The organism is Loigolactobacillus bifermentans DSM 20003 (genome assembly GCF_001434575.1).
GTDB classification, from domain to species: Bacteria; Bacillota; Bacilli; order Lactobacillales; family Lactobacillaceae; genus Loigolactobacillus; species Loigolactobacillus bifermentans.
Map to the genome: position 1 here is coordinate 1 of NZ_AZDA01000058.1, position 24474 is coordinate 24474.

Annotated in this window: 24 protein-coding genes; 7 read left to right on the top strand and 17 right to left on the bottom strand. The window is 44.4% G+C overall.

What is annotated here, in order from left to right:
• Positions 1 to 87: 87 nt before the first annotated feature.
• The 8 genes from FC07_RS07860 to FC07_RS07895 all read right to left on the bottom strand — a co-directional run bounded on the left by FC07_RS07860 (position 88) and on the right by FC07_RS07895 (position 8737).
• Positions 88 to 963: a cation diffusion facilitator family transporter gene (locus FC07_RS07860; RefSeq protein WP_057904573.1), complete on the bottom strand. Its 876-nt coding sequence runs from the start codon at positions 961 to 963 to the stop codon at positions 88 to 90.
• A gap of 161 nt (positions 964 to 1124) precedes the next feature.
• On the bottom strand, positions 1125 to 2648 hold the full coding sequence (locus tag FC07_RS07865) for a ClC family H(+)/Cl(-) exchange transporter (RefSeq protein WP_057904606.1): 1524 nt from the start codon (positions 2646 to 2648) through the stop codon (positions 1125 to 1127).
• Between the two features lie 229 nt (positions 2649 to 2877).
• On the bottom strand, positions 2878 to 3525 hold the full coding sequence (gene apf, locus FC07_RS07870) for an aggregation-promoting factor (protein ID WP_057904574.1): 648 nt from the start codon (positions 3523 to 3525) through the stop codon (positions 2878 to 2880).
• 380 nt (positions 3526 to 3905) lie between these two features.
• The gene (locus tag FC07_RS07875; RefSeq protein ID WP_057904607.1) at positions 3906 to 5306 is read right to left on the bottom strand and encodes a flavocytochrome c; all 1401 of its coding nucleotides are present in this window, start codon (positions 5304 to 5306) and stop codon (positions 3906 to 3908) included.
• 109 nt (positions 5307 to 5415) lie between these two features.
• Entirely contained in the window at positions 5416 to 5802 is a 387-nt protein-coding gene (locus FC07_RS07880) for a MarR family transcriptional regulator (RefSeq protein ID WP_057904575.1), read from the bottom strand.
• A gap of 25 nt (positions 5803 to 5827) precedes the next feature.
• Positions 5828 to 6595 carry a class I SAM-dependent methyltransferase gene (locus tag FC07_RS07885; protein WP_057904576.1) on the bottom strand — a complete coding sequence of 256 codons (768 nt, stop codon included), beginning with the start codon at positions 6593 to 6595 and terminating at the stop codon, positions 5828 to 5830.
• A gap of 113 nt (positions 6596 to 6708) precedes the next feature.
• Positions 6709 to 7149 carry a CopY/TcrY family copper transport repressor gene (locus FC07_RS07890; protein ID WP_057904577.1) on the bottom strand — a complete coding sequence of 147 codons (441 nt, stop codon included), beginning with the start codon at positions 7147 to 7149 and terminating at the stop codon, positions 6709 to 6711.
• A gap of 412 nt (positions 7150 to 7561) precedes the next feature.
• Positions 7562 to 8737, bottom strand: coding sequence for an MFS transporter (locus tag FC07_RS07895; RefSeq protein ID WP_155797800.1), 1176 nt, complete (start codon positions 8735 to 8737; stop codon positions 7562 to 7564).
• 209 nt (positions 8738 to 8946) lie between these two features.
• On the opposite strand from FC07_RS07895, the gene FC07_RS07900 reads away from it, so the two are divergent.
• Complete coding sequence (locus FC07_RS07900; protein WP_057904578.1) at positions 8947 to 9171, top strand: P8 family protein; 225 nt, start codon at positions 8947 to 8949, stop codon at positions 9169 to 9171.
• A 455-nt stretch (positions 9172 to 9626) separates the two neighbouring features.
• On the opposite strand, the gene FC07_RS07910 is transcribed toward FC07_RS07900, so the two are convergent.
• Complete coding sequence (locus FC07_RS07910) at positions 9627 to 9962, bottom strand: hypothetical protein (RefSeq protein WP_057904580.1); 336 nt, start codon at positions 9960 to 9962, stop codon at positions 9627 to 9629.
• A gap of 419 nt (positions 9963 to 10381) precedes the next feature.
• On the opposite strand from FC07_RS07910, the gene FC07_RS07915 reads away from it, so the two are divergent.
• Complete coding sequence (locus tag FC07_RS07915; protein ID WP_057904581.1) at positions 10382 to 11212, top strand: aldo/keto reductase; 831 nt, start codon at positions 10382 to 10384, stop codon at positions 11210 to 11212.
• Between the two features lie 20 nt (positions 11213 to 11232).
• The gene (locus FC07_RS07920; protein WP_057904609.1) at positions 11233 to 11706 is read left to right on the top strand and encodes a GNAT family N-acetyltransferase; all 474 of its coding nucleotides are present in this window, start codon (positions 11233 to 11235) and stop codon (positions 11704 to 11706) included.
• 59 nt (positions 11707 to 11765) lie between these two features.
• On the opposite strand, the gene FC07_RS07925 is transcribed toward FC07_RS07920, so the two are convergent.
• The 5 genes from FC07_RS07925 to nrdI form a co-directional block, all read right to left on the bottom strand.
• Complete coding sequence (locus FC07_RS07925; RefSeq protein WP_057904582.1) at positions 11766 to 12929, bottom strand: pyridoxal phosphate-dependent aminotransferase; 1164 nt, start codon at positions 12927 to 12929, stop codon at positions 11766 to 11768.
• Between the two features lie 201 nt (positions 12930 to 13130).
• Positions 13131 to 14081, bottom strand: coding sequence for a class 1b ribonucleoside-diphosphate reductase subunit beta (gene nrdF, locus FC07_RS07930; protein WP_057904583.1), 951 nt, complete (start codon positions 14079 to 14081; stop codon positions 13131 to 13133).
• An 18-nt stretch (positions 14082 to 14099) separates the two neighbouring features.
• The gene (locus tag FC07_RS07935) at positions 14100 to 15026 is read right to left on the bottom strand and encodes a ribonucleotide-diphosphate reductase subunit beta (RefSeq protein WP_057904584.1); all 927 of its coding nucleotides are present in this window, start codon (positions 15024 to 15026) and stop codon (positions 14100 to 14102) included.
• Positions 15027 to 15045: 19 nt separating this feature from the next.
• Complete coding sequence (gene nrdE, locus FC07_RS07940; protein ID WP_155797873.1) at positions 15046 to 17193, bottom strand: class 1b ribonucleoside-diphosphate reductase subunit alpha; 2148 nt, start codon at positions 17191 to 17193, stop codon at positions 15046 to 15048.
• Positions 17194 to 17213: 20 nt separating this feature from the next.
• The gene (nrdI, locus tag FC07_RS07945; protein ID WP_057904586.1) at positions 17214 to 17675 is read right to left on the bottom strand and encodes a class Ib ribonucleoside-diphosphate reductase assembly flavoprotein NrdI; all 462 of its coding nucleotides are present in this window, start codon (positions 17673 to 17675) and stop codon (positions 17214 to 17216) included.
• Positions 17676 to 17926: 251 nt separating this feature from the next.
• Between nrdI and FC07_RS07950 the strand changes: the two genes are divergently transcribed.
• Complete coding sequence (locus FC07_RS07950) at positions 17927 to 18571, top strand: SDR family oxidoreductase (protein ID WP_057904587.1); 645 nt, start codon at positions 17927 to 17929, stop codon at positions 18569 to 18571.
• 29 nt (positions 18572 to 18600) lie between these two features.
• On the opposite strand, the gene FC07_RS07955 is transcribed toward FC07_RS07950, so the two are convergent.
• Together FC07_RS07955 and FC07_RS07960 are read right to left on the bottom strand one after the other, a co-directional pair.
• Positions 18601 to 19128 (bottom strand): GNAT family N-acetyltransferase, encoded by a 528-nt coding sequence (locus FC07_RS07955; protein ID WP_057904588.1) that lies wholly within the window; start codon positions 19126 to 19128, stop codon positions 18601 to 18603.
• Positions 19129 to 19188: 60 nt separating this feature from the next.
• Entirely contained in the window at positions 19189 to 19707 is a 519-nt protein-coding gene (locus tag FC07_RS07960) for a PadR family transcriptional regulator (protein ID WP_057904589.1), read from the bottom strand.
• Between the two features lie 276 nt (positions 19708 to 19983).
• On the opposite strand from FC07_RS07960, the gene FC07_RS07965 reads away from it, so the two are divergent.
• Complete coding sequence (locus FC07_RS07965) at positions 19984 to 21321, top strand: Nramp family divalent metal transporter (RefSeq protein WP_057904610.1); 1338 nt, start codon at positions 19984 to 19986, stop codon at positions 21319 to 21321.
• 104 nt (positions 21322 to 21425) lie between these two features.
• Here the strand turns inward: FC07_RS07965 and FC07_RS16290 are convergent, their stop codons facing one another.
• A complete protein-coding gene (locus FC07_RS16290; protein ID WP_268888233.1) occupies positions 21426 to 21560 on the bottom strand; it encodes a hypothetical protein in 135 nt (44 codons plus the stop codon).
• Positions 21561 to 21773: 213 nt separating this feature from the next.
• Here FC07_RS16290 and FC07_RS07970 point away from each other — a divergent pair, with 213 nt between their 5' ends.
• Positions 21774 to 23807 carry a KUP/HAK/KT family potassium transporter gene (locus FC07_RS07970; protein ID WP_057904590.1) on the top strand — a complete coding sequence of 678 codons (2034 nt, stop codon included), beginning with the start codon at positions 21774 to 21776 and terminating at the stop codon, positions 23805 to 23807.
• A 91-nt stretch (positions 23808 to 23898) separates the two neighbouring features.
• Complete coding sequence (locus tag FC07_RS07975) at positions 23899 to 24429, top strand: hypothetical protein (protein WP_057904591.1); 531 nt, start codon at positions 23899 to 23901, stop codon at positions 24427 to 24429.
• Positions 24430 to 24474: the final 45 nt, after the last annotated feature.

Below are 24474 nucleotides of genomic sequence, written 5' to 3' on the forward strand. Positions count from 1 at the left end.
AAGAAAAGCCCCACAATCATTAGACTTCTTGTCTAACAATTGTAGGGCACTTCATTTGCGAACAGTCATTTTTATTTGGTCTTACTTTTAAACATTATGATCCGTCAATTCTGGTACCAGCTTGCCTTGTTCCACCTGAATCGTCACATGGGTGATGCCATACTTGGCTTTCATTTCATCGTTAATGAGTTTGATCAAATGATTATTACCACTAAAATCATAGCGACAAAGATGTGCGGTTAAGGCAATATCACTGGTGCCTAGTGCCCAAATATGTAAGTCATGGACACTATTGACCTCAGGATGGGCGCATAATGTGGCCCGAACTTCATTGACATCGATTTTATCAGGTACGGCGCCAGACGCTAACTCCCAAGAGTCCCGTAACAAGCCGATGGTCCCTACTAAAATCACAGCCGCAATCACCAAACTGACCACGGGATCTAACCAGTTCCAGCCAGTCAATAAAATTAAGAAGCCTGCAATGACAACCCCCACTGAAACAATGGCATCAGCGGCCATGTGCATAAAGGCACTCTTAATATTTAAGTCGTGTTGCCCGTGCATGAACAGCAACGCCGTTCCACCGTTGATAAAAATCCCAATCAGCGCCACAACGATTACCGTGACACCCCCTGTTGGTGCCGGATGCCGCAAACGCTGTAACGCTTCAATAATGATCAACACCACGGCGACGATCAGTAAAATGGCATTTAACAACGCCGCAAAAATTGAAATACTCTTGTACCCATAGGTGCGATGGCAAGTGGCTTGTCGTTGCCCTAGCAGTAGCGCCGCCCAGGAGATCACAAGGCCTAGTACGTCGCTTAAATTATGACCTGCATCTGCAACTAATGCTAATGATTGGCTACTTAATCCGAAACCCGCCTCACAAATAATAAAGGCCAAATTGAGACCGATACCTAGTTTGAAAGCGCGGCTATGTTCTTTCACAAGATCCATGCGCTCATCTCCCTTATATGCGTAAATGCGCATATATTCATATTTCACTTAAAGTGTACCAGCAATGGTCCCCATAAGCAAGGCTTTTTGGAAAAATAACTAAAAAAAATTTGACGACGCTAAAATTAAATTAGCACGTCAAATTTCGTTTGCTTTTTCACTTAATGCTGGGTGAGTAACATCCGGCGACCAATTTTATCTAACTTATGCCGCAATTCGCGACACCGGCCTTCATCGGTTAAGATCACTAATGTATCACCTGCCCGCAATAAGGTGTCCCCATGCGGAATTAAATTGTATTCACCACGCCGAATGGCAATCAACACCATTTCGCGCGGCCAGTGAATATCGCGGACCATTTGTTCAGAAAAAGCACTGCCCACTAAAATCGGAATTTCGATTTGCGCATCATGGCCCGTTAAAGCCTCTAATTTTTGAGTGGTCTGCATGCGTTGTAATAAGGAGGCGTAGATTGGCGCACCGCCTAGTAGATCAACCACCAGGTAAGCCGTCAAGGAAACCACCGCCAACGGCATTAAATGTTGCAACGTGCCGACCATTTCGGTAATCAGTAGAATTGCGGTAAACGGCGCCTTCCCAATCCCTGCAAAGTAACCGGCCATGGCAAAAATCAGTAAATTAACGATACAATTATGGGGCAATAGCCCTAAGCGCCACATAATGGTCCCGTAAGTGGCCCCGATTGCCGCCCCTAACATGAGGATCGGCAAGAAAATGCCCCCTGGTAAACCAGAACCATAGGAGATCATCGAGAACACAAAACGTAATACCAATAAGATGACCAACGCCGATAGTGCTGGTTGATGCCGGCCAATATCTAAGATCACCCCGTTACCACCGCCTAAATACTGTGGCCACACATAACCAATTGGAATCACTAATACCAGTGGCACTAAACCTTGGAAATAACGTGGCAATTTAGGAAAAAGATCATGATACAGTTTTGGCATCCATAACAAAACCTGTTGATACAAATACCCTAGTAACCCTAATAAAATGCCTAACAGCAACAAATGCCAGTAATCGCGTAGTGGAAACGAATTGGCATAGGTAATATGGAGCACCGGGACCATGCCGAAAAAGTTGGTGGACACAAAGTTCGCCCCAATGGCCCCGGCTAACGCACTCATCCAAACTAAAGGCGAAAAGTTATGGTAGACTTCTTCCAACACAAACATGGTGCCGGCAATCGGTGCATTAAACGCCGCCGACAACCCGGAAGCCGCACCACTGGCTAACAATACCCGCCGTTCTGTAGTGGAGGCATTTTTAAACCGACTGGCAACCCCTTGGCCAACCGCAGCGCCCAGTTGAATAGACGGCCCTTCACGCCCTAGAAAAAGACCTGAGCCAATGCCAAGCACCCCGGTGACAAATTTACGCCACAAAATTGGCCACCATGGCAATTTAATTTCATCAGCCAGTTGGCCTTCAACTTCCGGGATCCCAGAGCCCATAATATGCGGCTGCGGTTTCGTGATCAAGCCGATCACCAACGCCATCACCAGCATCCCCAATAACACCAACCCTAAAAGCCAGGGCTGCTGTTGCGCCGCACGATAAATAGACTGCCAAAATGCCAATGACCGTTCAATGATCAACCGAAAACAACTTACCACAAAACCACTTAATAGCCCGACCAGTAACCCTTTGAGAATGTACATCAAATGGGTCGTGTCAAGGCGCGACAATCGTTCTTGCACCTGTGCCACTCACTTTCTAAACGAATTTACTTCTATTTTAGCAGTTAACCATAACAGGATAAACCGTTAATCTTTTTACAAGAAAAATCAATGCTCAGAGCCCATTTTTTACAAAAGGACGAACTGCACACAAAAAAATAGCGGCTCACCCATTTGAGTGATCCACTATTTTAAAAGATTGATTAAAGGCTTAGTAAGAGCCGTTTGCTTCCCAGTATGCTTTCGCAGCCGTCCAAGAACCGTAACGTGATGCAACATAAGAATCAGCTACTTTTTCTTGGTTTGAGGCAGAATAGTCACCGTTTAAGTAAGAAGAAGTCAATTGATACTTACCAATGTATTGACCGTTTGTTGCAGTGTATGAACCACCAGATTCTTTGTTGGCGATCCATGCTTTCGCAGCGGCTTCGCTACCACTAGCACTAGATGTATAGCTTGAGCTTGTTGATGTTGAGGCAGCACTTGTTGCTTGTGTGCTGGCACTTGAAGTTTGACTGTTATTGCTTGAACTATTATTGCTTGATTGATAGTTCGTTGTTTGTGTTGGTTGTGTATAAGTGTAAGTTTGCGCACTTTGTGCAGCTGGTTGTGCGCTGGTTGTCGTTGTTGTTTGTGTTGATGCAGAACCTGGTAAAGTATAGGTTTGACCTGCATAAATCATGTGTGTGGCTGTGTTGATGTTGTTCGCTTGTTCAAAGGCTGTAACCGTCGTGTCGTAACGCGCTGCAATCGTTGTAACGGTATCACCAGCTTGGGCTGTAACAGTTGTTGCAGCATCAGCAGCAGTCACGCCACCAACTAATAATCCAGCGGCACCAGCAGTTGTTACTAATAACATCTTGACACGTTTACTTAATAAAATAAAAATCACTCCTAAATTCTATGTGTTTGTTCTGTCTTGTTTACTTAAATGACTTTTCTTAGTGGAACGCTTTTTTGCGCTCTCAACATTCAACGAGGCATAGTATATCAAGCAGGTGTAACAAACAAATACCGAAACCATTACAAAACCGGATTATTTCGCAATAATGTTACGGCGCTGTAATATGCTGAAATCAAACAAACGTTCGAGTCGAGCTAAATTCCCATTAACTCAACTTCGAACGTTTGTTTTGAAAGATTACATGTAACCGTTTTCCGACACTTTATTTAGGAGTGATTCTCGAAAAAAAGTGCAATTTTTTGGTAAAAAGTTGGATTTCTGCTTAAAAAACATGCTTATTGCTTGCTTTTTTGTTGAAATAACCAAGCCTGTTGGCCTGCTTGACGACCAAAAATCACAGTTTCTGCCACTGAATTGCCACCGATCCGATTATCACCATGTAAACCACCGGTGACTTCCCCGGCTGCAAATAAACCTGGAATCACATGACCAGCTGTTGTTTGCACTTGCGTTTGCGGATCGATCTTCAAACCACCCATAGTGTAATGGATGGCCGGTGCAATGTGGATCGCCATAAATGGTGCTTGGGTCAATTGACGGTCTAACCCTGTGGTACGCTGCCATTGCGGATCATTTTGCGCGGCGACGTTTTGGTTCCAAGTGGCAACTGTTGCTGCTAAGGTAGCGGCAGAGACCTGAATCGTTGCAGCTAAGGCGTTTAAATCAGCAGCCTGTGTTACCAAACCGATCTGTTGATAAAAGGCTAACGCCTTCACCCGTTTAAATACACTTTGGTCGAAAATCAAATACGCACTTTTTTCAGGCAAGGCCTCAATCGCTGCCGTCACATTTTTACGTGTGTCTAGCTCATTTACAAAACGTTGGCCCTGCTGATCCACTAAAATGGCACCTTCCCCGCGGACGGCTTCTCCAATTAAATAAGCATGGTCAGTGTCTTGTTGCACAGTGGGATGCACTTGAATTTGATCAAGATCCACGGTTCCCGCCGTTACAGCTTGTGCCAAAGCGAGCCCATCCCCAGTTGCCCCTGGCTGATTGGTCGTTTGATAGGCTTCTAACTCAGGCCGATACTTGGCAATCAACTGTGCATTGGCCCCAAAACCACCGGTTGCTAAAATAACAGCACCTGCTTTGACTTGCCGCTGTTGTCCCGCTAATGTCACAGTAACGCCAGTGACCCCTGTTGCATCCCCAGCCAAAGCCGTGACTTGGGCTGACGCAAAAATCGGCACTTGTTTTGCAGCCAACGCTTTTAGCAAGCCAGTAATTAAATAACCGCCAACAGGTGCCATAGAACTTGGCCGGTGGGTCCGTTGCCGACTCATACCACCGGTGATCGTCAGGTCATCTAAATGGATCTGATGTTGCGCCAACCAATTAATGGCTAACGCACCATGCGTTGTAAAATATTGTAATAAGGCCGGGTCATTGCGACCACCGCCACCATTCAGTGTTTCAGCATAAAAATCGTCAAAGGAATCCACAACATGATGTTGCAACTGTACTTCCGTTTCGGCGGCGTTCATGCCTGAAGATGCCCGGGTAGTGTTGCCACCCAAGCGCGGCATTTTTTCAAAAATCGCGACTTGCGCTCCTAATTCCGTTGCTTGTAACGCACTGGCCAAGCCAGCACCACCCGATCCAATCACCAGAATATCGTAATGTGTGGCTAACTGTTCTGGTGCAGTTGGTTCAAACTTAAATTTTTCACTCATGCTGCGCATTGCCCACTTTCATTTGAATTTTCAGTAAGTTAAGCATAGAAAAGCAGTTGGAACACGTCAAGTTGTTTTTCTACTATTATAGAAAGAAAAAAACAGCCGCCTAATGCGACTGTCCAATTAAGTCATGTAAACCGGCCTTAAACAGCTGATTTTGCTGCTGCCAAACGCCTAACATCTTTTGCGCACGTGTAACGACTTTTTCACCTAATGTGGTCAGTCCTAGCTGCTTCCGCCGGCGATCAAAATCATCTGGCATTTGTTCCAAGTAACCTAACACCACCAATTTATGCACGAGCCGCGTGACATGCGCTGCATTTAAGGCTAAGTAATCCGCTACTTGACGCTGATGCAGTCGGGCTTTTTGTGCCACGATCAAAAGCAGTAATAAATCTGTTTCATCTAATGGTAGACATTCCTGTCCTAACCACTGGTTCAAACGGCGTGCAATTTGACGTTGTAACACTAATAATTCTAAATCCATGTCCATCCCAATGTTTGCTCCCTAACCCAGTTTAACGGCCAGTTCCTGGCCAGATCAATAACGTGATTTGATAGGTTTGTGTCACCTGAAGTTGCTGTTGCTGCTGAAAAAGCGCCGCTAGTTCAGGCAATACCGTCTGTTGCTGTTGAAAATTTAATAAAGGTAGTACTGCGGCTTGTAACTCAGCTTGCGTCCAAGTCTCTGTCACCGGAAAGTGCCATTGCCAGTGTCGAAACGCAATGTCAGCGTGTTGTAATTGGCGCTGATAAGCCGTCATCATTGCCAAATCTGGCAATGTTTCAAACAAGGCAGGTTGCTGAAACCGCCGGGCCAGTGGGGCAAAAAAATCATCCGTTTGGCCAGTAACCCGACTTAACGCAACAGTTTGCCGAGCAAGACGACTAAAAGCTGCTAACTGGGCCGGTGCCAAATCTGGCAACATATGTGCAAAGACTAAGTCTGCAATAGGTCGCCGCTGCGTCAACAATGAAGACACGGCCCGGCGCTGCGTCTTCAGATTGGTCACTTGCCGTTGCCGGGCCAGCTGTTCAGCATACTGCAACATCACAGCTGAAAAATCATAAATCGTCACCTGTTGGGCAGCTTGTGCAAATGGAACTGCAAAACGGCCAGCACCGCCACCAATATCTGCCACTGTGTGATTTTGCAACAGCCCACTTGCTTGTAGCACTTGCTGAATTGCAGCCACAAAAGGCAATTGACTGGCTTGCTGGGCCGCAACATAGTCTGGCGCAAATGCATCCCAATCGGCTGCTGCGCGTTGCTCATCTGGGGTCATACGTCACCTTCACTGTTTAAAATTGCCTCTTTAAGATTACGTACTTTTCGGCTAAAATGCAATCTTATTTTTGCATTGATCCCTGTAACAAAAAAAGCCGCCATTCGACGACTTTAGTTGCAATGACATTCACCTGGCACACAGTTACACATCACATGTTCCGGTGCTGTCTTGGCTTTTTCAGCGAGTTGCTGTTGTAACAACTGAATATCACCTTGACTCAAGGTCACATGCGCCAATAAATGGCTTAGCGCCTGTCCAGAACGCATGCGACACAAATGGTCAAACAAGGTGGTGGTGGCGTAATCCATGGCTTGTTGTTCCTCAACCAATGGCGTGTACGTAAATGCCCGGCCATTACGCGTTGCATTTAAAGCACCTTTTTTCACTAATCGGCCAATCAATGTTTTTGTTGTTGCAGCCTTCCAACCCATTTTTTCAGCTAACACATCGATCAATTTACGACTGGTTACCGCGCCTAACGTCCAAACCGCACGCATGACTTCCCATTCCGCATCGCTGATCTCTGCAACCGCTTGTTTTTCAACTACCATTTTAAAAACCTCCTAAATACATTAGGGTTAGATTTTGCTTCTGCAAAATCTGATTTTCGGAGGATGACCAGTCTTGTGGGGGCAATTCACCCCGCAGGACTCATGGCCCTCCTAAATGCGCTAAGATCTATTTTGCTTTTGCAAAATTTCACTTTGAAGACGAACCATTCCATCGGACAAAAACCGTCACGATGGAAACATGGCGGCACCTCGGTTCTCTAAGGTTAGATTTTGCCTTCGCAAAATCTATTTCGGTGCATGTCCATTCCATCGGACGAAGACCGTCACGATGGAAACATGGCGTCCTCCTTGCGAAAGTTTTCATGTCGGAGCAGTAACGGCTCCTTTTATGTTAAGTTTCATCAACAGTTTACACATGTAGTTTCAATAATGCAAGCATCTTGTGACGCTTTTAACCTTGATTGGCGTGCACCTTTAATTGCCGGTGGAACACCAGGAAAATAATGCCAACAAGCGGTAATGTTACTAATAAAACTGGGTAAAACCATAGCCGGGGTACAAAATCGAATAACGCCCCACCAATCACTGGTCCGAGCACCATGCCCAAGTCCATACCAATATAAAAAGTACTGTTGGCCAAGCCTTGTTCATCCAGCGGTGCGACTAATAACGCAGTAGCCTGGCACACAGAATACATAAGGCCGTAACCACCTGCCAGCCCAAAAGCAGCAACCACTAACCACCAATTGTTCACTAAAAAGGTTAAGCCTAGCATGCCGATCCCGTTACTGATCACACCTGCTAGGAGAAAATATTGAAACGGCACCCGATCAAAATAATCTTTCAAAACCAGCCGCATCACTAATAAAATAATGGCATAAATTAAGAAAAAGCTCCCGACAGCAACATGTAAATGGCGTTCAGCCACGTATTCAACAATGTACGATTGCGTGGCAAAATACGGAATGGACAAAATCATAATGATCAACGCGATCGGCACCACTTTAGGTTGAACTAAGCGCATCGGTTTGGCGGCCTTTGTATCGACCATGACTTGGGGGAGCCCACGATCCGCAATAAATTGAATCAAAATCATCAACGTCCCACTAAAAACTGCCGCACAACAAAAAGCCAAACGATAACTAAAATGACCGTAAACATAGATCCCCAATGCCGGCGCAATGGCCATCCCTAACGCGTTCATCATACCGTAATAGCCCATTCCGGTTCCGATTCGATGCCGCGGTAAAATTCCAGCTAACCAAGTGGCCATACAAACAGAGCATAAGGCAAAGCCCAGTCCATTCACCACCCGAAAAAGTGCAATCAACCAAGCGGTGGTTGCAATGGCGTAACCGATGCCAGCGATGAAAAGTAACCCACCGCCAATAAAGGCCAATTTATATTTTGACACACGATCCGTTAACCGCCCAGCAAAGGGCCGGAAAAACAGTGAACACAAATTCATCATCGCCGCGATCACACCAGCCAGTAATGCACTGCTACCAATACTACGGGTAAAGCCGACAATCAGTGGATTGATCAACATGGATGACGACATATAGCAAAAACTTCCCAATAAAATCAAAACAACATCTTTGGTGAATAATTTTTCTCGCTGAATCATTGGCAGGCTTCTTTCAGAAAATAATTAGATAATTCTCATCATACCATAAAACCTCCGCTGATCTTTACCATTTCTTAACTGCTTGAGCGTTAAATGCGCCACTTTTTGCAAAAGGGACTACAATAGAATTGTACAGCGGATGAAGGTCCGCCTGCCCGGACCAACAGTCACTGACATTCTGTACAGAAAAAATTTAGGGGGTCATCAAAATGGCAGAAGCAGTTGCAACTGAACCACAAATTCTTAACAAAGCAATGAGTGAAGCATTTGATTGGAGTCAAGATGACACGCCTGTTCGCGTCGCGATCTGGAACTATTTTATGGAGAATAACGATCACAGCACTGAAAAGACGCTCGAATTAATCAAACCTTACATTGACGCAACCAGTGAAGAACCAATTCGCGAATTTGTCGAAGCCAACCTTAAAAAATAACCTTGACGCTTAAAAAACCTTTGCACAATTAAACTTGCGCAAAGGCTTTTTTATATCTTGCATAAAATGAAATTCACAATAATTTCTAATCAATCAATAAAAATTGGTATACCTAAATATTTTAGAGCTAACGGCTTGGCTGTACTACTGATCTGCGCTATACTAGAAGTGTAGAATAGCACAGGCAATTATGAAAGGACTGAGCCGTCTTGATCAAAATGATTCCGGCAATTGTCGTACTTTTAAACTTATTCGCAGCTATTTCACAAGTTTTGATGGTACTTCAAATTGCACACCCCGTTTTACTGTTTAGTTTTGGTGCACTTTGTGTCACAAGTGGCATTGTACTCATCTGTCGTTATTGGTCTTTAGAAAAACCGGCATTTTAATTGATTCGTTTTCTTATAATTCGTTTTAGATTTCACTAAAAAGTGCACGGGCCAACCGTGTTTTTTTTATGCCCAAAAAGTGTGATTCGCAACAACATTATTGGGAATGGGAATTTGCCGCAACACCCGGTTCGGTGCCTGAGGCAATACAACTTCTTTCGGCGCCTTCTTAGCCCCCATTAACACCACTGTTAACAAGCCGTAAATATGATCTAATACATCGGCTGGCGTGAAAAAGCCTAGCACCCCTTGGTTTATTTTTTGATTAAACGTTGGCAATTCGATCCACAGCTCTTCATTTTGAAGCTGTAAGATCACTGGAAAGTTCACCATTAACGCTGGCTCCCCGGCCCGTTTCGCTAACGCTTGATCAAATGCTGCCATAAATGTCTGAAAACTCATGCCACCGCCCCCTTGCTTGTTCTATTGTAACACCTTCACCGCACCTGATAACCTGACATGTGTTCAGAATGGTATACTGAAATTAAGAGGATGGGCCATAATTGCTTATTTTAGTTTGCGCACCGCACCCGGCCGATTTTGAATTACCTCCTAAAATCTCTAGAGTTAGATTTTGCTAACGCAAAATTTTATTTCGGAGGATGGCCATTCTGGCGGACGAAAACCATCACGCCAGAAACATGGCATCTGAAAAAGGAACAAAATCGGCCTCTAACGTGCGCCATAATGCAGATTCTTCCGTTTAACGGTAAATCAGCTCCAGACTCAAAGTGCAGAGTCCAGAGCTGATTTTCGTTAATCCTGGTCATCTAAATGCATTATGGCCCACCTACTAATTCATTAGAAAGTAGTGTGACATCATGGAAGATTACCAACTTAAAGATGGTACTGCCCTGCCTAAAATCGGCTTTGGCACTTATAAGCTCAACGGAACTGCTGGCGTACGCGCGATGGTTTCCGCAATGGATCAAGGTTATCGTTTAATTGATTCTGCGTATAATTATGAAAACGAAGGTGCTGTCGGTGCTGCTATTCAGCAAACCAGCGTGCCACGCAGCCAGCTACTGATCACTTCAAAATTACCCGGTCGCTACTATCAGCGGGCGGACGCCATTGCGGCCATTCAAGAATCGTTATATCGGATGCATTTAGATTATTTCGACTTATATTTGTTACATTGGCCGAATCCCAAACGTGACCAATACGTCGAGGCTTGGCAAACCTTGATCGACGCCCAACGATTTGGCCTTGTGCGGTCAATCGGCGTTTGCAACTTTCTACCTGATTATTTGGACCGTCTCACCACTGAAACTGGCGTCACACCAGTGGTCAACCAAATCGAATTGCACCCACGCTTTAACCAGGCCGAACAGCGTGCCTATGATCAACAAGCTGGCATTATCACGCAAGCTTGGAGTCCCTTAGGCCGTGCGCAGCACTTAAATCAACAACCAGTCTTAAGTGAATTAGCCGCAAAATATGGTAAAGATAAGGGTCAAATCATTTTACGCTGGGAACTACAACTTGGCGTCTTACCAATTCCCAAGTCTGCAACACCTAGCCGTCAAGCCAGTAACTTAGCTGTTTTTGACTTTGAACTTTCAGAAGCTGATATGAACGCAATCAACCAATTGACCCAACCCGATGGTCGCAATAAAAATCAAGATCCTGCTGTTTACGAAGAATTTTAATGAAGGAAGGCGTTGCGCAGATGCCCCTACGCTTAATTGAACCGCGAGATAACACTGCCTTAAGGCAAGTGATCCAAAGCACCTTACGTGAATACCACGATGATCTACCAGGCACTGCCTATTACGACCCACAATTAGGTCAATTAGCGGCGTTTTATCAGCAAACGCCTTACGCGCGCTACTGGGTGGTGGAACAGCAAGGCCAAATTGTTGGTGGCGGTGGTATTGCGCCGTTTCCACAAAGCGGCGTGGCAGAACTGCAAAAGCTGTATTTATTACCTAACGCCCGCGGCCAAGGCTACGCAACGCAGTTGATGCAACATTGTATCACGACGGCCCGTGAATTCGGCTACCACACCCTGTACCTCGAAACATTTAAAAACTTACACACCGCTATTAAAATGTATGAAAAATATCAATTTCAGCCACTAACCGCTGCCTTATCAGGTACAGCACACAGTACTTGTGATGCCTGGTACAGCCTAGCGCTTTAAAAAAATGGCCGCCTCACGAGTTGAGCTCTTCCTCGTGAGACGGCCATTTTGAATGGTACTTAATTTTGTGATTGCACGTAAGCTGTTAAACGCGCAACGGCTTTTTCAAGATTTTCCATGCTCGCAGCATAACTGATCCGCACGTAACCTTCCCCACCAGCACCGAATGAAATGCCAGGAATCAAAGCTAATTTTTGCGTCTTGGCTAATTCACGTACAAAAGTCCAAGAATCTTGTGGGCAGTTGGCTGGGATCTTCGCAAATAAGTAGAAGGCCCCATCTGGACGCGCCATCTTAAAGCCTAAAGGTTCAAGCGCGCCGATCAAGTAATCACGACGGGCAATATATTGCTTGGCCATGACTTGGCTATCTTCTTTCCCATTGGTCACAGCTTCTAAAGCTGCATATTGCACAATCGTGGTTGGCGCCGTCACCATGTATTGATGGGTTTTGATTACTTCATCCACCACTGCAGTTGGGGCCAACAAGAAGCCGACCCGCCAGCCTGTCATGGCATGGGACTTCGATAAACCATTGATCACAATGACTTGATCCGGAATAAAGTTGGCTAAAGATTCATGGGGTTCGCTGTAAGATAATTCCGCATAAACCTCATCACTGATCACCCAAAGTTGATTTTGCTTGATCACTTCAGCCAAACCAGCCAGTTCGTCATGGTTATAAGTGACCCCAGTTGGGTTGTTCGGGTAGTTCAAAACAATCGCCTTAAAGTTGGCTTCTGGATGCGCTGTAATCGTCGCTTGTAACCGTTCTGGGGTTAAGACAAAGCCATCCGCACTGGTATCAATAAAGATCACTTGACCATGATCTAAGAACGTGTCTGGAATATAAATTGGGAAAATTGGGGTGGGGATCAACACCACATCATCTGGATTCACAATGGCCTGTAAGGCTGCTGCGATACCTTCTGTGGCCCCAACCGTGGTAATGACATTTTCGGCCTTGTAATGCCAGTCAAACTTTTCATTATAATAAGCGGCCGCGGCTTCACGTAAAGCTGGGATCCCAGGATTTGGTGTGTAGTGGGATTGGTTGTCCTTGATTGCCTGAATGGCAGCTTCTTTCACGTGTTCTGGTGTGTTAAAATCAGGTTCCCCTAAGGTTAATTTAACCATACCAGGCACTTGGCTGACTTCGTTATCGAATTGACGAATATCGGACACAGCAATTTTTTTAACAATCTCATTAAAATCTTCGCGCAAATTTCTCCCTACTTTCTTAATTCCTTTTAATAAACATTATACCCGTTGTGGCTAAAAATTCAGGCCTTTTCTTAAAGTTTTTTGTGAAAAGCAAAAAAGTGGTGCGCTTTCTGAAAAAGGGCACCACTTTTAGGTTTACTTTTAAAATGGCATCATCACTTAAATAGCCTGCTAAGCGGTGACACGCATGCATGTGGATGCTTAAAAATCGTAATCACTTTCAGTCATTTCTTCAGCATTCCCCATTAAATAGCCTGCCCCGACTTGTGAGAAAAAGTCGTGATTCGCTGTTTCTGTGGAAATCCCATTCATCACGATAGGGTTAATGTCCTTAAGTTCAGCGTTGGGAAAACGTGAATCAAAGCCCATATTTTGCAAAGCCTTGTTGGCATTATAATGGACAAACTGCTTCACATCTGCTGCTAAACCAATGGGCGCATAAACTTCTTCAGTAAAGGCAAATTCATTTTCCAATAAATCGTCCAAGAGATCATCCATCCACTTTTTAAAGGTCTTTTGTTCTGCAGCAGGTAATTCATTAAACCCTAATTGGAACTTATAGCCTAAATAAGTGCCATGGACGGATTCATCCCGAATGACCAATTTAATAATTTCCGACAAATTAGCCAGCTTATTATTGCCCCGGTACCACAAAGGCGTAAAGAAGTTGGTGTAATACAAAATACCTTCTAAAAAGACACTGGCGACTTTCTTTTCCAAGTTGTTGCCAGACTGATAAATATCGTTGATCCGCTTGGCCTTATACTGCATCCGTGGGTTATTGTTCATCCACTCAAAGACTTCATTGACCGTCGCTTGATCATTTAAAGACGTTAAGATCGTGCCATAACTTTTGGCGTGGATCGACTCCATCATTAAGAAATCATTGATCACCGCCGCCTCTTTACGCGTCCGAACATCTGGACGCATGACATCGACACCTTCTTCAGACTGTAAAGTGTCCAATAATGCCAAGCCGCCAACAACCTTGTTGATCACTGATTTTTCAGTATCGGATAAGGTGCGCCAATCGCGTAAATCATTGGAAACCGGTACCCGGGTGTCCAACCAATACTGTGCTGTGGCTTTGTCCCAAACATATTCATCAAATTCATCTTCGATTTTATCCCAATTAACTGTTTGATAGCTCATTTCAACGCGTCCTTTTCTTTAAAAGTCGTAATCGTCATCCGTCATGACTTCTAAGTCAGCCGGATGATTTGCGGCGGTTACTTGTTGGCGGAACTGATCCTGATCAATGGCAATGTGCGCTAACTTGGTCACAAATGGTGCTGGTGTCACACTATAGCTAGCACTTAAGCCTAAGGCAGCCAAAGTTTGGTTAACCCCGTAACGGCATAGGTTAAGCGCCGCTTCAGCGTCCTCACAAGTTGCACTTAAATAATCAGCTTCCAAATTTACCAACCGGTTAAATTGCTGGGTGATCCAGGCGGTTAAATCAGCTTGGGCCGAAGGGGCTAACTCGTTAAAGCCTAACTGAAATTTATAACCTAAGTAAGCACAGAAAATGGCGCTTCCTTGCAAAATGTTGTGCAGCATTTGATTGGTATTTGGTAACGTGGTTTGTTGCAAAACGGTTGCGTATTTGCCAAAGGATAAGGCCGTTTCCGTTAACATAAACAACGCCTTTTTCTGTAACGGGGTACCTGATTGACAAACCGCCGTTAATTGCTCGATTTCCGCTTGTAATTGTGGATCCGCATCAGCCCAGTCAAAGAAGGTTTGGCTTTTCCCAGGAACTAACGCCCGGAAAATCGTCGTACAGCTTTTGGCATGAACGGACTTCATAAAGGTGATCGTGTTCAGCACCGCTTCTTCTTGTTGGGTACGCTTATCGTGGCGTAAGGCCGGTGTCCCCACTTCTGATTGAAAAACAGCTAATAACGAACTAGCAGCCAATTGCTGACCAATTTGCTGTTGGGCTGCTGTAGGCAACTGCGCCCAATTCGGTTGGTCATTGGTTACCGGTACCCGAATATCCAGCCAAAAATTAGTGGTTAATTGCTCCCAAGTGTATTTATCAACGTTATCTTCAATTTCATCCCAGTTAATTGCTTTGTAATATAAGTAGCTCATGTTGTCACCTTTCATCCTGCTAAATCATGCAAGCTTCGCATTCATTGGCGGTTTTGATTTCGTCATCTTCTGTAAATGTTCGAATGTAATACAAGGACTTGATTCCTTTGGTCCAGGCATAATTGCGCAACCGGTTAAGATCCCGGGTAGTCATTTTCAACTGTTGATCATCTTTCCATTCATACAAGCCAGCTGGTAAAACCGAGCGCATAAATAACGTCAAGCTCATGCCTTGGTCAATATGCTTTTGGGCCACTGCATACGTGTCGATGATCTTCCGTTGATCAATATCATAGGCCGGTTGGTAATATGGCATGGTAGCGTTGGACAAATAAGGGGCTGGGTAAAAAATCGACCCTACTTTATTTTCTTGCCGTTGCTCAACTAATTGTGTAATTGGGTGCAGTGAGGCACTGGTTTCATTCACATAAGAAATTGAGCCATTCGGGGCAACTGCTAGCCGATTACGATGGTACAGGCCGTCTTGCATGACAGCCTGCTTTAAGGCTTGCCAGTCAGCGACTGTTGGCAATTTGACGGTTTCAAAAATCGCAGCCACTTTTTGGCTCTTAAACTGAAAATCAGACTGTAAATATTGATCAAAGTAACGCCCATTGGCATAATCTGAAGCTTCAAAGTCCGCAAAAGTGGTCTGCCGTTCTAAAGCAATTTGATGACTGGTAACCAAAGAATAATAATTTAATGCCATGAAATAAGCATCTGTAAATTCCAAAGCTTCTGGGGAACCATATTCGATTTGATGGCGGGCTAGTGCTGTATGTAAGCCCATGGCACCTAACCCAATGGTATGGTACAGTGCATTCCCGTGTTGGATCGTTGGCACTTGCCGAATATTCGTGGTATCGGTCACCATGGTCAATGCCCGAACCGCAACGGCCACCGAATGACCAAAATCCGGAGAATCCAGCATATTCATGATATTCGTCGAACCGAGGTTACACGAAATATCAGTTCCTACCGTTTCGTAGGCCAAGTCTTCATCCAACTGCGATGGTGTTTGCGGTTGTAAGATTTCACTACACAAATTACTCATTAAGATCCGTCCAGCCACTGGATTCGTACGATTAGCTGTATCAATATTTAAAATATACGGGTAGCCAGATTCCTGTTGTAATTGCGAAATTTTTTGTTCTAATTCGCGGGCATTAATGGCCGTTTTTTTGATTTTCGGATTCGCTACCAGCTGATCGTATTCTGCTGTAATATCCAGATAGGCAAAAGGTTGCTGATATTCTCGTTCCACATCATACGGACTAAATAAGTACATCGGTTGATTGGTTTTAAGCAATTCATAGTACTTATCTGGTACGATCAACCCTAACGATAACGTCTTGACCCGAATTTTTTCATCAGCATTTTCTTTTTTAGTTTCCAGAAAATGTAAAATATCAGGATGGAACACGTTTAAATAAACGACACCGGCACCGTTCCGTTGTCCTAATTGATTGCTATAACTAAAGGAATCTTCCAATAGTTTCATAACGGGCACCACGCCAGAAGACGCATTGGCAATTTTTTTAATGGGATCGCCAGCAGCTCGTAAGTTCGACAAATTCACGCCAACTCCACCACCGATTCGTGACAGTTGTAAAGCAGAATTCACACTGCGGCCAATTGATAACATCGAATCAGCCATGTCGATCAAGAAGCAAGACACCATTTCACCGCGCCGCTTTTTACCGGCATTTAAGAAAGTTGGTGTCGCTGGTTGATAACGTTGGGCAATTAATTCATCAGCGATCTCGCTGGCCAATTTGGCATCTCCATGACCAAGGTACAGCGCATTAAACGCCACCCGCTGGGTAAAATCTTCTAAAAATTCTGAACCATCATTGGTTTTCATCGCATATTGGGTATAAAACTTATAAGCGCCTAAAAAGCTCCGAAACCGGAAATGTTTGGTTTTTAAAGTGGTAAAAAGTTGTTCAATAAATGCAGGTGTATATTGCGCCAACACCTCTGGATCAATGTAATCCGCCTGTACCAAATAGTCTAAGCGAGCCTGTAATGATTCAAATTGTTTGGTCCGCGGCAACACTTCTTCTTTGAAGTAAGCGCGCAACGCTTCTTGGTCGTAATACAGTGGAATCTCACCGTCAACGGGAATGTTGACTAAGTTATTTAAATAAAAATATGTTTTTTCCATTTGTGGGGTACTGGTCATGGCTAAGCCTCCTGTGCTGTAAATGCGGTGCACTGCTTTAAAATAATGTTGGCGATACGCGGTACATCACTTTTGGTGCCGCGCAATTCAAAATCAGTTAAGTATGGAAAACCGAACCGTTCAGCGTATTGTTTCGCCGTTAAGGCAAATTGCTTATTAAAGTTCCGATTACCACTGCCGATAATGCCATAACAATGCTGATAATTTTGAGCAAAATCTAAATAAGTCCCGAGTTTGTTGGTTAAAATCTCGGTATACCCATTATCGACACCATTACCACCTTTTAAAAAGGTTGGTAAAAACGCCACAAAGGGGTCCGTTAAAGTCGTTGGTTCGGGATTCTCTTTCACATTGATCGCCTTTAAGACAATAGCTTGTGTGGCAAAATAATCCGCTAGCCGCCCCATAAAATGCTTGGTGTTCCCTGTTAAGCTTATGTAAAGGACATTGATGCGCTTGGTCATCGCTATCACTCATTTCTATATATTGTGTGTATGAACTAATATAGCACAATATATAGAATAGATATATAAGAATTGTTAAATTCAATTAGGAGATTCCCCTAATTATCGCTTCCATTCCCAAAAACACTGGGTTTTTAATGGCTAAATTTTTCATAAAAAACCATCAACCGATTTTACAAGTGCTTTCAATTGCTAAATGTAATGTTTCAAGTTACAGTTAAGCTGTTCATAAAACGAAAGGAAGTTTCGACATGCAAAATATTTTAATTTTAGGTGCTCACGGTAAAATCGCCCAACTCGCCACGAAGCTTTTTTTAGATCAAACAGATGCCCACTTAACCCTTTTCTTACGCAACGCTAAGCGGCTAACCGCCGATGATCCAAAACGTGAAACCATCATTGAAGGCGATGCTGATAACGTTGCTGACCTGACCCAAGCCATGGCTGACAAAGATGTGGTTTATGCCAACTTAGCCGGTCATAATATCGAAGCCCAAGCCAAGGCCGTTGTGGCTGCCATGCGCACAGCGCAGGTAAAACGTTTAATTTGGATCTCGACCCTGGGTATTTATGATGAAGTACCAGGTGCCTTCGGTCAGTGGAACCACCGCATGTTAGATGGCGGTTATTTGGAAACTTACGGCGCCGCTGCTAAGGTTTTAGAAGCTGCTGACGATTTGGATTACACCATTGTCCGGCCTGCTTGGTTGACCAATAATGATGAAATTGATTATGAAACCACACAAAAAGGCGATGCCTTTAAAGGAACCGAAGTTTCTCGTAAAAGTATCGCCGCTTATGTGGTGACATTAGCCCAAGATCCAACTGCTGAAGTGCATCACTCGGTTGGTGTCAACAAACCGAACACTGATGGTGACAAACCAGCTTGGTACTAACGACTATTTCAAGCGCGCTCGCTGATGATTCAGCGGGCGTTTTTGAGTGCTTTTTCCATGATCAAATCACGTTGGGCATCGGTGCCCAATTGAAAAACATGTGACCCAGTTTCATGAAAGCCCATGGCCTGGTAAAATTGATAGGCAGGCGTGTTATGTTCCCAAACGCCTAACCAGAGGCTTGATTTTTGCTGAGCCTGGGCTTGGCGAATAGCGTCGTTGATCAAGTATCGGCCTAACCCTTGGCGTTTAAATGCTGATCGAATATAGATTCGTTCAACTTCTAGTGTTTGCGTCCCGCGTGGTTCAGACTGCGCTTGATCGACGTTCAGCTTTAGATAACCCGCCAACTGCTCATCCACGTACAACAATTGAAAGGTACTGCCAGCCGTCGCCAATTCTTGCTGTAATAAAGTGGGCGCATAGGCAGCTTGTAAATAGGTTTGCATGTTGTCCGGCGTATTAAACGCCCCAAAAGTATCAGTAAAGGTTTCAATACCAATAGCGCGTAACGTTTCAAGATCAGCCGCAGTTGCTTGTTTAAGTTGAATTGTCATTTAAATTCACTTTCCAATCACAAAATAATCGCTACAGGTTGTCTGTAACGATTAAACGGATCACTGATTTGTTTTTTGTAATTTTTGGTACCAATTTAAATCTGATTTTTGCAATGTTAAGCGATGTTGCAATAATTCCTGTTGTAATGCTGTCAGGTCGGTCACTTGTAACGCTTTTTCCAAAGACTGGCATTCCTGTTCAAGATCTGCCACATGCTGTGCCAGTGACTGTGACAAAACGTCAGGCGCCACATCACTGGCTAATAATAGCCCTAACGCACTGGGTGACTGAAATTTATCCGGTTTGAGCAATTGTTTGGCCGCTAATTGTTTAAACAACGCCCGCCCTTGATCCGTGATCACATAGCTAGTTTTACTGACAAACGCATTTTTTGTCGGTAAATAGGCCGTCACGGCTAATGCGCCCATTTCCTCTAACACGTCGATATTATAATAAAAAGAACCTTTGGTAATGGTAATAAACGCGTCATAGTGACGTTGTCGAATTAACTGTAACAGTTGGTAAGGATACGCTTCCCCCTGCGCGATAAATAAGCCGAGAATCAAAAGTTGCACCATAGCAATGGCCCCCTTAAACACAAATCTTATCCCTTAGTATAGCACGCTTCGGTCGGTTCTGAAAAACAGAGTCACCCCACGTTCACAGACAACGCTCATCATATTGTTAGGTATTGTTAACTTTTTTTGAAACTAGTATTGACTTTTTTCTGAAAAAGCTTATGATATAGTCGCAGTAAAAAGGACTCATTCATTGAAGGCCTACTTGTCAGGCACTCAATTCTAAGCCAATAGAAAAGAGGGAACCATTTGAAGAAGAAAGAAACACACGATAAGATGTTCGCCAGTACTGGCGGCGCACAAAAAAGTTTATCCGAAGTCAACGGTTCGGTAAACGTACCACAAAACGCTGGTTATTGGCGCACCTTACTTGCCTATACCGGTCCAGGCGCATTAGTTGCCGTGGGGTATATGGACCCTGGGAACTGGATCACCTCAATCGCTGGTGGGGCGACTTACAAGTACACTTTGATCAGCGTGATTCTCCTATCCAGTTTGATTGCTATGTTGCTACAAGCCATGGCTGCTCGCTTAGGGATTGTGACTGGAAAAGATTTAGCCCAGCTTACCCGTGAGCGCACGTCTAAGGGAATGGGAATCTTCCTGTGGATCATTACCGAACTTGCCATTATGGCCACCGATATTGCTGAAATTATCGGTTCTGGGATCGCCTTAGAATTATTATTTGGCTTCCCACTGATCGTCGGGATCACCATTACCGCATTCGACGTTTTAATTTTATTGTTACTCATGAAAATGGGCTTCCGTAAAATTGAAGCGATCGTTGCCACCTTGGTTGCTGTCATTTTATTTGTCTTCTTATATGAAGTCATTTTGGCCCAACCGAATGTCCCTGAAATTTTCAGAGGTTTCGTCCCAAGCACGCGGATCGTTTCAAATTCGTCCATGCTGTACTTAGCGCTAGGGATCGTTGGGGCAACGGTGATGCCGCACAACCTTTACTTAGGTTCCTCAATTTCACAAACACGCCGTATCGACCGCAACAATGATGCGCACGTGGCCAAATCTATTCGGTTCACTGTGGCAGATTCCAACATTCAATTAACAGTTGCCTTCGTTGTCAACTGTCTCCTATTGATCTTAGGTGCCGCTTTGTTCTACGGCACACACAGTGATTTAGGCCGCTTCGTCGATTTGTATCACGCGTTAAGTGATTCAAAAATCGTTGGGGCCATTGCAAGCCCAGTCTTAAGTATGTTGTTTGCCATTGCGTTACTATCATCCGGTCAAAGCTCAACCATTACAGGTACCCTTTCTGGACAGATCATTATGGAAGGCTTCATCCACTTAAAAATGCCATTATGGGCGCAACGGCTGTTAACACGATTGTTATCCATTACACCTGTTTTAGGCTTTGCCATTTACTATCATGGTAATGAATCTAAAATCGAAAATCTTTTGACCTTCTCACAGGTTTTCTTAAGTATCGCATTACCATTTGCAATCGTCCCATTGGTTTTATTCACCAGTAACAAAAAATTAATGGGCAATTTCGTTAACCACGCCTGGGTCAAGTACACGGCTTGGATCATTGCCATTATTTTGATTATTTTAAACTTCTGGTTGATTTTACAAACCTTAGGCATCGCTTAACGCAAAAAATACCAGCGTCCTTATCGCAAGGGCACTGGTATTTTTTTGCTTTAGTAGGTGTTCAGCGCAACAAAAAAGCCCGGCGATCGCCAAGGCTTTATGACTTACTTGCTTTCTTTTTCAGCACGTTCTTTTAAGAAGTTCAAAACAGAAAGTGTATGTTCTTGTTGCTTTTTAACGTTTGTATGGTTTGTTGGGCGGCGGTTGTTACCAACACCGGTATGATTGTTTTGGGCCACGATCAAATCCTCCTCTCGCCTGACCTTATTTTGCCTAGACTTTCCTAAGCATGACTACCCATTATCATAACAATTTAAATATTACTTGACAAGCTAGAATTTGAATTTTCAGCAAATTATTGGAAAACGCCCTGTAAAAATGGAAACCGTGGTAGACTTACAGCACATGATGAGCCATACTAGGCTTAGTTTTGTTTGAGAGGATTGTCAAAAATGAAAACACCTACAGCAGTCCAACGCTTACGGCGAGTCTCTTTAGCAGGGATTTTAGTAACGCTTGGTATTGTCTACGGCGATATTGGGACATCGCCACTTTATGTTATGAATGCGATTATCGCAGATGCTGGGGGCATGCGGCACTTAACCCCTGACTATATTATTGGTAGTATTTCACTGATTTTTTGGACCTTAATGCTGATCACAACTTTAAAATACGTCATTATCGCCATGAAAGCCGATAACAATGGTGAAGGTGGTATTTTTGCCCTTTACGCCTTAGTCCGTCGGCGCGCAAAATGGCTGATTGTTCCAGCCTTAGTCGGTGGCGCGGCTATTTTAGCGGATGGCAGTTTAACCCCTGCGATGACCGTGACCAGTGCCATTGAAGGCTTAAAGGGGCAGCGCTTTGGCCAACTGATTTTTTCTGGAGACCAACACGTGGTGGTGATCATCACCATTGTGATCCTGGTGATCTTATTTATGATCCAGCGCTTTGGGACCAGCACGTTAGGCCAAGCTTTTGGGCCGATCATGCTGATTTGGTTTTTAATGCTCGGCTTGGTGGGTTTCTTTAACTTATTACCAAATCCAGAAGTCTTGAAGGCCTTATCCCCTGTTTACGCGATCAAAGTCTTATTTGCGCCAACCAACAAAGTCGGTATTTTTATTTTAGGCAGTATTTTCCTAGCCACAACTGGTGCGGAAGCCTTGTATTCTGACATGGGCCACGTTGGGAAATACAACATTTATTTTAGCTGGCCCTTTGTTTATGTCAGCCTTATGCTGAGCTACTTTGGGCAAGGTGCTTGGTTGATTCGAAATCACATGGCCGTTGACCCAGCCACCAACCCATTCTTTGCAGTGATGCCTAACTTTTTGAAACTGATTGGTGTCATCATTGCAACGTTGGCCGCCATTATTGCTTCACAAGCGTTGATCACTGGCGCGTACACCTTGGTGGCCGAAGCCATGCGGCTGAAGATTTTACCACGCATGGTGATCAAGCATCCCAGCATGCAATTTGGCCAGCTGTATATTGCAACGGTCAACTGGATCCTCTGTGCGATCACGTTAACCATTGTCGTATTATTCCAAACGTCTGCGCACATGGAAGCTGCGTACGGTCTTGCCATCACAGTGACTATGTTAATGACGACCTTATTATTACATGAGTACTTAAGCACAAAATTCAACCGAATCTTCGCCACCAGTCTGATGATTTTCTTTGGTACGATTGAAACGATTTTCTTCCTGGCTAGCATTGTGAAGTTCACACATGGTGGCTACGTCACTGTGTTGATCACCTTAATGCTGGTCGCGGTGATGTACTTCTGGTATTTCGGGAATATTTTACGGGATCGCAATGAGCCTGAACGCGATCGGGTTTCCTTGCTGGCTTACCGCAATCAGTTGGTGGCTTTAAGCCATGATGACAGCATTCCGCTGTATGCCACGAATTTAGTTTACATGACCAAGGTTCGTGCCAACCATCAAATTAAGCGGTCAATGTTGTATTCTATTTTGGATAAGCGGCCTAAACGTGCCCAAGTTTATTGGTTTGTCACCGTCAACGTCACCAGTGAGCCTTATACGCGCGACTACTCCGTCGATATGATGGGCACCCGCAATATTGCCAATGTCCAGATCTATTTAGGCTTCCGGCGTGAGCAACGAATCAACGCTTATCTGCGCCAAATTGTCGTGGATCTCATGCGCCAAGGTAAAATCGATCGACAACCACAAGACTACACGACCTTACCCAACCGGGATGTTGGGGACTTCTCCTTCGTTATTTTGCAGGAATGGTTATCCCCTGCAGCAGAAATTTCTAATTTCGACCGCTTTATTATCAACGGTCGGATCCGGCTTCAAAACTACACCGCCTCGCCAGTACAATGGTTTGGCCTAACGTTCTCGGATGTTGTTTTGGAAAACGTCCCATTACTACTGGGAAAACGTTCCGTTTTGAAATTGCACGAGATCTCTGAAGAAGAGCGGCAGCAGCTCGATCAAAACAGTAATCAGTAAATTATCTGCAGCAGATCTAAAAACATGCTAAAATATAACTCAACTTCACTTTTCAAGTGACCACACTAGTCTTTTTTAGGGGTGTTAAAAAATGAAAGAACCTAACAGCCGCATGTCACGGCGTCAACAGCGGAAACCAACTGCACCGCAAAAACCGACCCCACAGCGGCCGCAAAATCGTTCTTTTCTCAGTCGTCATCGCTGGGCAGTGATCATCGCTGTGGTGATCGTAGTGGCCTTTGGCGTTTATGCTGAATTTTCCAGTATTACGGCTGATAATCAGGCCGATAAAACCGCTGAATCGGCACAGTCCAGTCAAACAACAACCTCAACCACAACGACGGCCAAGTCAACTTCTAAGCAACAGACGCACACCAAAGCAGCCAGTGAATCTGATGCCACATCGGCCAGTCATGAAAGCAGTCACTCAGATTCAGATTCAGATTCTGAATCCGAGTCCAAAGACAGCAGTGATAACACTGCTAACCATACCTTTGACTCGGCTAGCGCCGCCTTGGCTTGGGCCCGCGCAAATTCGTCCAGTTGGCTCAATGCCGGCTATAGCAATTTCCACGTCAGTCAAAATGATCAAGGTCAATATATCGTTGAGTTTATCCAATAGCTTTTAAGCCCTCAAAAAAGACACCTAAAAATCAATTTTTGATTT